The 12,416-nt window shown below is 47.1% G+C and carries 10 protein-coding genes, 1 tRNA gene and 1 other RNA gene; 3 read left to right on the forward strand and 9 right to left on the reverse strand.

Annotation, left to right across the window (positions count from 1 at the left end):
* Positions 1 to 355: 355 nt before the first annotated feature.
* Complete coding sequence (gene hcp1 / locus PG900_RS04725; RefSeq protein ID WP_010634822.1) at positions 356 to 874, reverse strand: type VI secretion system effector Hcp1; 519 nt, start codon at positions 872 to 874, stop codon at positions 356 to 358.
* Positions 875 to 1,152: 278 nt separating this feature from the next.
* On the opposite strand from hcp1, the gene PG900_RS04730 reads away from it, so the two are divergent.
* Complete coding sequence (locus PG900_RS04730) at positions 1,153 to 1,455, forward strand: hypothetical protein (protein ID WP_270831008.1); 303 nt, start codon at positions 1,153 to 1,155, stop codon at positions 1,453 to 1,455.
* 203 nt (positions 1,456 to 1,658) lie between these two features.
* Here the strand turns inward: PG900_RS04730 and PG900_RS04735 are convergent.
* A non-coding RNA gene (locus PG900_RS04735) (RtT sRNA) lies at positions 1,659 to 1,785 on the reverse strand.
* Between the two features lie 528 nt (positions 1,786 to 2,313).
* On the opposite strand from PG900_RS04735, the gene PG900_RS04740 reads away from it, so the two are divergent.
* Both PG900_RS04740 and PG900_RS04745 read left to right on the forward strand, forming a co-directional pair.
* A complete protein-coding gene (locus PG900_RS04740; RefSeq protein WP_270831009.1) occupies positions 2,314 to 2,631 on the forward strand; it encodes a hypothetical protein in 318 nt (105 codons plus the stop codon).
* A gap of 11 nt (positions 2,632 to 2,642) precedes the next feature.
* Complete coding sequence (locus PG900_RS04745; protein WP_270831010.1) at positions 2,643 to 3,032, forward strand: hypothetical protein; 390 nt, start codon at positions 2,643 to 2,645, stop codon at positions 3,030 to 3,032.
* Between the two features lie 119 nt (positions 3,033 to 3,151).
* Here the strand turns inward: PG900_RS04745 and PG900_RS04750 are convergent, their stop codons facing one another.
* The 7 genes from PG900_RS04750 to PG900_RS04780 all read right to left on the reverse strand — a co-directional run bounded on the left by PG900_RS04750 (position 3,152) and on the right by PG900_RS04780 (position 12,377).
* Entirely contained in the window at positions 3,152 to 3,961 is an 810-nt protein-coding gene (locus PG900_RS04750) for a hypothetical protein (protein ID WP_270831011.1), read from the reverse strand.
* A gap of 662 nt (positions 3,962 to 4,623) precedes the next feature.
* Positions 4,624 to 5,241 carry a hypothetical protein gene (locus tag PG900_RS04755; RefSeq protein WP_270831012.1) on the reverse strand — a complete coding sequence of 206 codons (618 nt, stop codon included), beginning with the start codon at positions 5,239 to 5,241 and terminating at the stop codon, positions 4,624 to 4,626.
* A gap of 1,152 nt (positions 5,242 to 6,393) precedes the next feature.
* A complete protein-coding gene (locus tag PG900_RS04760; protein WP_270831013.1) occupies positions 6,394 to 7,749 on the reverse strand; it encodes a VapE domain-containing protein in 1,356 nt (451 codons plus the stop codon).
* A gap of 510 nt (positions 7,750 to 8,259) precedes the next feature.
* Positions 8,260 to 9,225: a site-specific integrase gene (locus PG900_RS04765; RefSeq protein WP_270831014.1), complete on the reverse strand. Its 966-nt coding sequence runs from the start codon at positions 9,223 to 9,225 to the stop codon at positions 8,260 to 8,262.
* Between the two features lie 198 nt (positions 9,226 to 9,423).
* Positions 9,424 to 10,614 (reverse strand): tyrosine-type recombinase/integrase, encoded by a 1,191-nt coding sequence (locus tag PG900_RS04770; RefSeq protein WP_270831015.1) that lies wholly within the window; start codon positions 10,612 to 10,614, stop codon positions 9,424 to 9,426.
* 192 nt (positions 10,615 to 10,806) lie between these two features.
* Positions 10,807 to 12,198 carry a site-specific integrase gene (locus tag PG900_RS04775; RefSeq protein WP_270831016.1) on the reverse strand — a complete coding sequence of 464 codons (1,392 nt, stop codon included), beginning with the start codon at positions 12,196 to 12,198 and terminating at the stop codon, positions 10,807 to 10,809.
* A gap of 91 nt (positions 12,199 to 12,289) precedes the next feature.
* Positions 12,290 to 12,377: transfer RNA gene (locus PG900_RS04780), tRNA-Ser, on the reverse strand.
* Positions 12,378 to 12,416: the final 39 nt, after the last annotated feature.

Consider the following 12,416-nt stretch of genomic DNA (forward strand, 5'->3'; position numbering starts at 1 on the left):
AACTCGGCCACCACGAAGGTGCTCTCGGGCAGGGCCCCCACCTTGACGGTAAATTGTAATCCTGTGCTGTCTGCCATCGCTGAGCGCCTCTGAGATGTCGTGTAGCCCCATCAGGCGGGGCACTGCAAGCCGGGTGAGAGATCCGCCATCGCCCCGGTTTTTCTGACACCATGGCTACCGCACGCCCTTGACGGCGCGCGGCAAGACGTAAACCCGGATTTTTTCTTGTACCCGCTCACGCGAGGCAAACGGACATAAGAAAAATGAGGGGGAAATAAGCTGACTCGGTTGAAAGCAACAGGCTAAGCGTTAAGAAAACAAGGGGCACCGCACGCAGTGCCCCCTGATGGGCAAGTTACGCCTCGATCGGCGCACGCCAGTCGTCTGCACCGGAAGTACCGGCAACGGTGTGTTCCCAATCGATTTTGCGGTAGGCCAGAGAGACCTGGATCAGCTGGGTGAAATCAGACTTCGCCGGATCCTGGCAGTGCGGCATCTGGCAGTCGATGTCAACGATGGTGGCATCGGTCAGCACGGTAGAGAAGAAGTGCTCCTGCTTGCCCTCGACGGAGGTGCGGTACCACTTCAGGGTCACTTTCGGCAGCATTTCGCCGGAGGCCAGGGAGTTGTACATCAGCGGCACGGCCTTGTTCAGCGCAACAGTGAACTTGAACGGCTTGTGGACACGCTGACCAGCAGGCTGACCGGATTGCGGGTCGGTCGGGACGGTCACGACGTGCTGGAACTCTTGTACCAGCATCTCGTCTTCGTGACCCTGCACGAAGATATTGCCGACGGAATCGGAAGTGAAGGCACCGGCGGTGATGTTGCCCTGAGTTTTACCTTCGATGCTGATATAACATGGAGTTGGCATGGGTATGCTCCTGATTGGTTGAACGGTAATGACACTCGACCGAATCCGTTAGCAGTGACCATGCCAAACAGTTTTTTCTTTAAAAAACAAATAATTAAAATAAACTCTCACTTGCACAGCCGCCATGCGGCGCAACAAGTTGCGTAGGTGGCACATAAAACTACACGACTTTGCACAACCAGCACCAATCACTGAATAAATGGCAATTCATTGCGCAGGGAAGAGTTTATCTCTACCCCTCACCTATTACCCGGCGATCTCTTACTGAAGAGAGGAACTTGGCCAATCAAAGCGTGGGCGACCAAAGACTCTCACCATTGGCAGAGAGAAACAGAAAGAAGCGCGCCAAGATGTCTTCGAAAAAGAGGTCTCTTAGCGCCAGCGTAATAAGGAAGAAGAGAGGCAACGTGGTGAGCGCACAGCTTAACAAGATGGGGCAGCTTGGTAACTTCCCCAGCATAAAGCCAAGACACCATACACAGCATCACCCGGCATCGAACCGACTACATGGCTTGGGCTCAATGCCCCTTACCATCGGCATCGGCATCGGCATCGGCATCGGCATCGGCATCGGCAGATAATCACTGGCCAGAAACGCAAAAGCCCGACTATCAGGTCGGGCTTTTAAATTGGGCAAGTGGATCAGGGTTGATTCGCGCCATTCGGAGACCTGCGGCCGTCCAGGCGGGCTACCCTGCCCGCAGGTCGAGCCTGGGTCAGAACCGGCTGTCTTCAGCCCATAAAGTAAAAGGGCCTGTCTTTCGACAAACCCTTTTACTTTATTTGGCGATGAAGGAAGAATGATTCGCCACTGCGTGGCTCACCCCTTCGGGGGCCTGCGCCGTTCATCACTGCAAGCTACTCTGCTCGAACCCGGTGAGGGTTCTCACCCTCCCTCTGTGGTCATCAGATTTGCTGTGCTCCCAGAAGCAAAAAACCGACCATCAGGTCGGTTTTTCAATCTGCACGCTGGGTCGGGATTGACTCGCGCCATCCATGGCGCTCGCCCTGCGGGCGGCCTCTGGCCGTCCAGGCGGACTATCCTGCCCGCCTGTCGAACCAGGGCCCGAACCGCGCCGCCCGTCACCGGATAAAGTAAAAGGGCCTGTCTTGCGACAGGCCCTTTTACTTTATTTGGCGGTGAGGGAGGGATTCGAACCCTCGAAATCACTCACTAAAACGTTGTGAATCAACCAGTTATGGTTAAAAGAAGACAAGATCGTGTCACAATTATGTGACATTGTCAATTGGCTCAGGCTTAAGTGACCTCTACAACTTCTCCGTGCTTTCTATTTCCCAGATCATATTGGAGGAAGTTCAAGATGCATCTCCTTATGCATAACGCCCGCTTGAAGCGTTTGTTATGTACTTAGAATAAGTAGACACCATATATACATGAATGTATATTCTATCCTAAATAACTTAACGAGATAACTGTCATGAGTGCTGGAATATTATTTGAAAACTGTATCAACTGTAGAGTAATAGGAGGCAGCATCAGTGGATTAGAAGCTGCTGTAGTCGCAAGAAACTCACAAGGGATTAGTGTCAAAGGTATGTTGATGAATACCAACACAGGTATCGATGCTGAAAACTGTACAGACCTGGACTTTGCAAATAATCAACACGGAAGCATTAAACAGGATTATTCATATTTGCAACATACAAACCAAAGAAACAATACCTACCAGCTATCTACTCCAATGCTTCATGCGCTCAATTACTTATCCGCCATGAATTATAATCCATACAAATAGGAGTCGTACATATGACAATGTTTAAGCTCAAAAATTGTGACAATGTCACGCTCACCAAAAACGAAACAACATCAACTGAATTTCTTGAAGCTGATAACACTACAAATATCATAGCTAGCGAAAATAAAGCAGGCTTCGATTTCACGAAAGACCTATTAATTAAAGAGCTAAATGAAATTTTAGACTCACTAAATGGAGTTGAAGGTGCGACTAGTTTAACAAGCAATATTGAAGACCTTACTGATGAATTAAACGAAGAAAAACCTACTCAAAGTAGAGTTAACAAATGGCTCACTCGAATTTCACAAACAGCGGAAACAGTTAAACTGTCTTCTGATACTTTAGAAAAAATCAGCTCCGCAATAGTATCAGCTAAATTATTTATGACATCGTTTAGCTAATAGATACAGCAATCATGGTCATTTATACTTAATGGCCATTACACCGAAGTGAATAAGTACATCACTTCGAATTGTGTGGTGACTGAAAGCCATCTGACATCAATTTTTTGTTATGCATTTTATATATAGGGCCGTAACTCTGGAGAGCCAGTCCATTGAAAACCATTGACTAATTTTTGAAATGACTCAGCAATAAGATCTAGTGTATTTTTGCTAATTTCAAACTCTTGATAAGAACCATCATCTATGGTGTATCCAAGTTTATTACCATTTAAGTTGCTGAGCACAAGAACTCCACCGCCTTCTGCTTTTATAAAACTGTTATCTATCGGCTTTAAGTCCATTTTTATTTTTTTTCTTACATCCGCTGGTTTTCCATAACCTCTGCTTCGGTCTTCGGAGTGTTGAGCACTATTGCGTATTTTAGATAATGTAGGAAGTTCATTTTCTAATTGTTGTTTTATAAACGCCACATGCTCAAGTTCCGTCTCCTCATAAAGAACAGATAAATATTTGTAGAATGCGTCTGCTGAAGATAAAAAGCTATGCGCATGAATAAATGGAAAACGATGCTTGTAACTTTTAGGTATATTTCCGGCTTTCAATTTTTCTTGTCGATAAAGTTTCTCCGTTTCTAAACGATGATGTTCATGCTCACTATAAAAATCATACTCACTAGCCAGCCCTCTACGGTAGTCTTGCTCTATACGCATACGTAATTGTCTATCTTGCTCCCATAAATTCCGATGAGATTCGGATGCGTAACCTTCTAATTCTCTATGCTGGCAATCGATAAACATCGTAAGTGCGATTGCCATGTCAATAATAGCTAAATCCATCGATGATATGAGATTTTTAACCTCAAATGCTTTGTCTTTATCAGGAAGTTCTAGCCAAGTACCGGGATATTCAATATTTACGATGAACATAATTACATCCTAAATGCATAACGCTTAGCTAATGGACTGCCGCAGCGTAGCGTAGGCAGTCCAGTGGAGGCCACGTTGTTTATGACCAGAACGAAATTAAGTAACTTGTTAGCTGTCTTTCTCATGCCAGGACTTAAATTTTCTATACACAAGCATATTTCTAATTTATTTAAGGCAGGACACCCCCTGAAAATATAAGGAAACTTTAATGCCAAGTCTCATCATAGGCCTACTGTGGGATTAAAATAAAGTGCCATCCTATAGATAGAAAAATACCGCCAATAATGGCGGCATTTGACCGTCTTTCCTCGATCGGTGGATGAACCCGAGCGCCCGAAGGCGCTGGAGAGACTGATCCTGCGCATCGTTCGAATAGTCAGGCTCCTGAGTGATCTGAGCGAGACGATCAACCAGTCGTCTGCCATTATTATCGAGCCCCGTAGACACATCGAGCAGTGATACTGAATAGTGAGAGTTGCAAGCCGATGCCAGCGCAGCAGCCAGCACCCCGCTGGATCCGGTGTGTGAGTGCTCTTCTAAGATTCCAAAATTTCATTCATAACCTTCATCTTTTTCTCCTATTTGGTAAAAGAATTCAACTGAACGGGTCACTTAGGCGCACCTAGCCGGTATCACGCAGGGTCTGATAGCAAAAATTAATATCAATTCTTATACTCATTAGCAAAACGTTGTGGTAACTCATTTGAAATACAAGCTTTGATAAGCTCATTTCCTTCCGTCATAAATGCAACGTTGAGATTTGAATAACTTATTATTTTCAGAGTGCCACCTGCATCTATGCTTGTGTAAGAAGGGTGGCCTAAATCTTCAATAATTTCACTTTCTGTTCTTGGTACTACATAAAAATCATTCGACCAATTTTTTTTAGGGTGCTCATAATTAATAAAAGCTTCGCGTGTCGGCATATATTTATTCCACACCCTGTCAAAGCAAATCGTCTTGACTCTGTACGTACCATCAGTCCCCTTACGAAGAGTTATATCATACCGACAAATATTAAGATCCAACTCATTAAGAGCTACAGCATAGCTTAATGTTTTAGTCTCACCATCAAACGCTTCTGGGCAATCAGACTTCCTACCAAATGCAAGAGACACATCTACCTCTCTCATATCTATCGTTATTTTTTGGCCTGCCACGAAAAATGACCGAAAAGGAGGCATGTAAACGGATAAGGCATATGCAGTTATAATTACAACTATACAAAAAACCATGATGTAATATTTGTATTTTAAAATATTGAATTTAATGAATTGCATGCAGGCACTCCATTTTAAAATGGTTAAAATAAATCAACTAAAAAACACCACTTTATATTCATAACTCCCGATTGTAAGGAATAGAGTTCTTGTCGATGCACGCATATACTCGTATGGCATGAACAGTTCAGTGCATTATTTCGAACTTGTTCCTACTTACATTTCGCATTTCCTTGAGCCAACAGATCACCCAGCTTTATGCTGCACCCGGTGCCAATGCCGAGCCCAACCGGCAGATTGCACGGAGTGTCTGTTTTGGCCCAGAAAGTTATTTGTGATACGCATATTCCTTAAAAGAGGCTCCTTTGCTATGCACCAATTGGCACAAAGATCGTTATCCGTAACGTACAGGGGCAACCGGGCCATACCAACGTCAAGCCACATAAGATCTACACCAATGAGCTCCAAAGGGAGTCATTTTGGTTTGCAAGCTCCAGTTAGGCTTTTAGCTGCTCTCTATAATGCCATGGCTACCGCCCCCGACTGACTGCGTTGTCAGGGTATTAGTATCGTCGTAGTCATTTGGGCGCTTGCTCATTAATTTTTCAACCATACCATGGTGTTACCACCATGAATATGAGCCATATCACGACTAAAACCAATATTGTCAATGAATCTGCTCTACTGCTTGGCATGGCTCGTGCTGTCTGATAATCACCAACAAGGGCACTGAGGGGTTGATATGGCTAATCTGCCGTTGAGCATTCAACGGCAATAAGAAAATCAGAGTCTCCCCCTGTTCGCGTTGTACAGCCTCTAGGTCCTAATTCACCTGCCGAGTTGTGATGGTGATCGGTAATCGTTATGGAGTGAGAACGGTTGTTGTGGTTGAGTATTGGTTAAGCAAGCCAAAGCCCTCTTAACCAGCCTCAAACCCTTGCCATGACTGCGTTTGATGTAATGGTGGTTAAGCGGTTAGGTGAAGTTGCTATAAAGCGCTGTGCGTGCTGGAGGGGCCCTTATCAAGGCTTACTCAGTGACTTTATATATAAATCACTTAATCAATTAACCAAAACCCACTGTAGGCCAGTAATGGCGCGGATTTGAGGCTGGTTAAGCAAGCGACATTGCACTTAACCCGTGCTTAACCACTTAATCACCTGCCCAACAGACAGGCAGAAAAAGCCCCGCCTTATCGGCAGGGCTTTAGAGTCACGCCTTGTCGGCTTTGCTCTTCTCTTTGGGGCTATCGACTGGAAGCTGGTACTCAGTCCGATTAGAACGCCCCCGGCGGCTCTGGAGCTTGCCCTCGCTCGCGAGCAGCCTGAGCGCCTTACCCCAGTTGCTCGCCATGCTCAGCTTCTCTCCATGGCGGGCGCACAGCTCGCTTGCAGTGAACCACTCAGTTGAGGGCAGCGAGCACGACAAGTGGCGATGGTAAATAACCTCATAGTACGCCCCCTTATCGGTGTGGGCATCGTTTACAGAGGCGGCCAGTGCAGCAGTCGCATCATCCAGAAACCACGTCGAGCCAGACTCATAATGGGCCAGAACTTCCAGCCAGAACTGGCGCAGTTGTTCAGGATCAGCCAAGGATAGTCGGCCTGCATTCCAGCTCCAGCCTAGGATCGCATTCAGGCGATCAACATCAGCCGCAGCGGCTAGCTCGATAACCGCAAATCGGGCGTTACCTGTCGTGTCTCTGAGAAAATCCGAGCCGTTAACCGTGGCAATAAATGCGGTCTGGCGCTTTTTAGTGGTCATGCTGCGGGCATAGGGCAGGCGGAAACAGTCACTCTCCCTTGTCAGGAAAGCTTTGAGTGAGCCAGCCTCATGCTTCGTCGTACTTTCCAACTCAGCCAGTTCCACAATCCACGCTGACACCGCGCGGCGTACATCATCCGGTTTGTCTGGATTGATGGAGCAATCAAGGGTCGAACCTGGCACCACGGCAGCCAGACGGCTCACCCACGCGCTTTTTCGATAGGACTGCCCCCCCGCCAACACTGGCACCAGTTTTGAGTGCCAGCGTGGTTGATACAGTGCTGCGACACACCCGACCAGCCATGCATGTAACACCGCTCTCGCATAGGCAGGATTTGCGGCATTGAGGGTAGCAATCACCGCATCGATGCGCGGTATCCCGTCCCACGGAGCCCCACGTTCGAGCCAGTGACGTACAGGGTGATAACTGTGGCGCTCACAAATCGCGATCAGGTGCTCCTCAATCGCCGCATCCGGCACACCTGCCAACTGGCAGGCATCAACCAGGGCTGAACGCTGTCCAGCCTCAGAGCCCCCCAGGCGCTCACAATCAGCATCCTCCAGTTCCGCCTCACCCGTCATCTCGTTGTAGCGCGGATACCAACCGTTGAATTTGATAAGGGCGAACAAATTCGCGCTGGTTTTGATGGGGCGGCCAGTAGGGCCCATGTCCGGCAGGGTCAGCAGCTCTCCCTGCATCACCGACCTGACAGTCTGCTGGGTCTGTTGTGTGGCAATGTCGTCGCTCTGACCGTCATATGACGGAATATCATGCCCCGCTGTTGTATTTTTATTATTTTTCATTTTTGTTGTCCTCGGCTTTATCGCCTGATTGTTGTTATATATAAGCCCTTGTCATTTTCTACTTTTTAATTTCGTGAGCAACCAGCATATTAACCGTCCCACTCAATTAAATCTAAACAGTTTTTATGAATGGCATTGCGTAATAAATATGGATGACCGTCACCGATATACGTATCAAGGTCGTTCTTCCTCATGCTTCGTCAGACTCCACCTTGACACATATATCAGGCTTCTCGGTCACTCCACATTTATCACTTCATGCCATCCATAAAAATGGATTCTCCACCCACTCCGTTCGCAAGCTCTCTACGGGGTTCCGGTCTCGTGCCTCGACACATCCACATACTTACGCACTTTTGTGCGCGTAAGTATGGTTTTAAAACGCGTTCTTACGTGGTATCCCGCCTCGCACTTACGTGTGTGGCACGTCGGTATTACCATGCTGTGTTTTGTCAATTCCCTCCCATTTTAAAATAATTGCATTAAGATAATTAGCCCTGAGTTTTTTGACTATGATAAATCATTCCCACTGGATTCATTTTTCCCTCTGCGTATAAATGCGGCCAATCCCCTACGCCCCACTGAGTTATTATTGACCTGATTTATTACCGGAGGTTTCTGTTTGATATAATGTGTGTTATCCGCTGATAGCTGACTGTGAGTAATCCGAATGCCGATCAGGTCTGCATCAGTGGGGCAACTCGGCAGTCGCCCACCCCTAGCCGATTTTCTATTGCCATAGCGGTCAACAGATGCTGTTGCCTGATGCCCCATCACATATGCAATACGTTGGCGGTCCAGCCCTGACCCCTTGAGCTCAGAACCGAGCTGGTGGCGCCAGCTATAAAATGTGGGTAGCGATTTACGCCTAGGCCATAGTTTTTTACCAGCGGCCCGCAGCCTGTCCTGCATCACACCGACATCTACCCGTTGTGCCTGCATGACACAATATTTGAGCATGCCAGAGTCAATGCCATCCAACAGCAAAATCCGGTCTGCTCCCCGTTTTCCATCATGGCTCCTTTTGGCTCCCATCACAATGAGCCGATTCCCATCCACTCTTAGCCCTGCGAGTTCAGCGGGCCTAATGCCTGTGTTTTTAAATATAAGGATGGTAGAAACCATACTAATATCACCACGCTGATTGAAATATAAAATAAGCGCGGCCTCATCTGTCGGATTGATAGATCTAACTCGGGGCTGTCTGGATTTCACTGATAATTTACTACCATATGCTGTCACTGGATTTTTCGTCCCCCTAATGCGCTCGGCAGCATCAACATAGCCCAGCGTATTCTGGTGATATACCAGAGCGCATCGTAGTCGCTGCCAATACCCAGGACGATAATTTGGTGCACATGTCAGTAACTCATGAGCGATATTTTTTGCAGTGAGTGGCAACGATTTATTCTCTAGGCGTTGATAAAAAAATCTAGCCAATTTCGTATATTCAAGCTCAGTCTTTTTTGTAGTCATATATCTCCCAGAGCTCTTCTCGGCTCCTATTTGAAAATCGTATATATTAATGCGATGATAAAGATTATTTTCAATATATAGGACAGCAACACACGTAGCATGTATGGCATAGTGGTACGCTAACAATATTATTAAGTTAAAATAGAGCTGTAAAAATTATATCGTAAACTGGTTGCTAGTAAAATGAGATTGCTTGAGTTATAAAATTAAATTTTTCGCGTCAACCCCCCAGCGCTGGCTCAATTTATGGATGGCCATCATCCGCGGATTTCCCATCGATGATATAGGCACGCTATTAACTGACACATCCTGTGCTCTCGAACCGTTATCGTCAATGGATATACAATCTGTGCTGTTCTTCACATGGGACTGAACTATCGTAGCCGAAGCTGTATTCATACCGCCATGGAAGCAACGGTTCAGCACTGTATGCTCAACAGCATCGTAATCAGGCGCGTCCTCGACAATCCATTTTCCGTAATGCTTATATATCATGGCGGTACTAGTGAGCCCCATTTTACGAGCAATCCGCTCTACAGATACTCCCGCAGTGAGCATCTGACTCGCATAGGTGTGGCGGAACTGACTCGGCCCTCGATAGCGCACCTCAACTCGTTCACAGTAAGGCCTAAAAAATATCTCCCGAAACTCATCGACAGATACATAGGGTCTGCCCTCCTCCTGCGAATACGCCAATAGTGTTCGATACATCTGTACAGTCTTTTTATTATCCTCCTGTAATGCTGTAATTAACTGCGGCTGTCTGTTATGGGCATGCTCAACCAGTGCTCTGGCAGCTCTGAGAGTCCAACCACACAGTTCAATTACTCTTTTTGACTCTCTGGTTTTTGGGATTTTGAATGCCTTATCTACCAGCGCTAAATCGATAAATAGCCGTTGCTTATTCAGGTCAATGGACTCTACAGTGAGTGCCATGAGCTCGCTAATCCGCAGCCCAGTACCAATTCCCAGCGTGATTAATGCCACCTCCATTGGATTACACTCCTCACCGCTCATCAATGCCTGTATTTCACTCTGTAAAAATGGGTCAGGATCGTTAGAAGATGTTTTATAGGTTTTGATATTTTGTATCGGACTCATGGCAATCAGTCTATCGTCCACGGCTCGTGTGAAAATTTGCCGCAGGATCGAGAGATAGTGATTTACGGTTTTGTTATTGTATTCACGATGCAATTTAGCCAAAAACAGCCCCATATCTGTTGCCGTTACATCAGTAAGCCTCTGTCTACCAATCCATTGTTTCAACTGCTCTGATTTTCGACGAAACGCCTTAAATGTCGCCGGCGCATATGTCGGTTCCATAATAAGCACATTATTGTTGAGAGCCATTTCAATCGTCATCGCCATCCTGTTTTTTTTATATGCCATTAACCCCGTCCTCATGTCATTTGCGGTGAGGCTAACCGCACCACAACGACATGTCAACACGTTTCTTTCATATTTTTTACGGCCTGTCAATATTAATTTTTATAAATATTTTCAGAGACATTGAAACCGGCCATTAGATATTTTAAATATTCTTAAATTACCACAGGAGATAATGCTGAAATAACAATAATCTTATTCTGGGAGGTGGGCGCGAACAAATTTCAGCTCATCAGAAAAATCTAATTGCTCCACCACTGTCTGCAAACGCTGCACTGTGGATTTTTTGCCATAGTGGCGATAGGTAAAACCAATTTTGCTGTGCCCTGCTAGGTCAGCTACCGCGTGCTCGGGCGTGTCCAGCTGTTGCAGCTCATCAATAACGGTATGGCGGAACCCGTAGGCAGTGGGGCGCTGCCCCGCCACAAAACCCAGTTTGCTCAGGTAGCGAGAGAACCGGCACTCGAAATTTTTGGTCCATTCACCAAACTCTCCTGTGGCTGTGCAACTGAATAGCTGCACGTGGCCCTGCTGACGCCGTAATGCGGCATAATGCAGGAACCCCAGCGTAATCAGCCTGCTGTGGATAGGCACTAGGCGTTTGCTGTTGTCGGTTTTGACCGATTGCGCTTCTCCCTCGTTGGTAATGCTGAGGCAGGCGATATTATCCTGGGTCACCACATCACTGACGCGCAGCTGACAGACTTCCGCTGGCCGAGCCCCCGTGTGCAGCAGTAGTAGAGGTATCCAATAGTCATCCACGTTGCTATACGCATGTTGGGTGAAATTCTCCGAGCTGAGCAAAGCCCTGATCTGGTGGCGCTCCCAGCGCTGCCGTGGGGTTGGCTGAGCATGTTTAATTTTGACTTGGTCAAATGGATTTTTAGCCGTGTATTCCATCTGCACAGCAAAGCTCAGCATCTGGGCGCAGGCCGCCTTGTATTCACGTACAGTCTTTAGACCCTTGCTGGCCGCCAGATCCTGCACAAACTGATCTACATGCCTGAATTTCAATGACTGTACGAAGGAGCCACCACCAACCGCTTGGATCAGTGTTGCCGTACGAGTCTTGAGCTGCTGGAGCGAGCGTGGCGAAATTTTTTCATTCGATTTGCGCTCCAGAAACTCACCCTGCAACTGGCTCATGGTCCTAGGTACTGTACCAGCTGACTCATGATGCTGACGCGGTACAAGAGGCGGCTGTATCTGCGATACCTTCATTGGAGAGTCGCAGCAGGGCGCCGATGACGCATCATAGGGCTGACTATCAGGGATTAGAGATGGCTGTATAAGCTCGTCACCAGAGGAGAGTAGTTGTTGACGTAAGCGGGCCAGATCCGGCGCGATAAGGTCTCGAAAGCGGGTTATGGGCTGATGACTATCGGTATTCAAGAGTGAGGGCAATCTGCTCATCAGCAGCTTGATACCGTGGGCAGCCACCAAATTGCGTAGCGTGGCTTCACTGCGCACCTTGGTAAGCAGGGATACCCTGATCTCTAGTGGGCAGCCTAACTGGCGGAGGGATTGGGGAAACGGAATGCGGGTGTAGTAGTTCCCGTTTCGGTTTTTCAGCAGGTAGCTCGACATGATAGTGACACCTCATAGTGACACTGGCATTTTCGCTTCTCCTGAAACGAAAAAACCCCATGAAATTCATGGGGTTGATTCACTTTCAATTTGGCGGTGAGGGAGGGATTCGAACCCTCGATACGTTGCCGTATACACACTTTCCAGGCGTGCTCCTTCAGCCACTCGGACACCTCACCAAATTTTGGTCTGTTGTTTAACGTGCTCAGCCAGCACGG

Origin of the sequence: Aeromonas sp. QDB03, assembly GCF_027707985.1 — a bacterium.
Taxonomy (GTDB): Bacteria; Pseudomonadota; Gammaproteobacteria; order Enterobacterales; family Aeromonadaceae; genus Aeromonas; species Aeromonas hydrophila.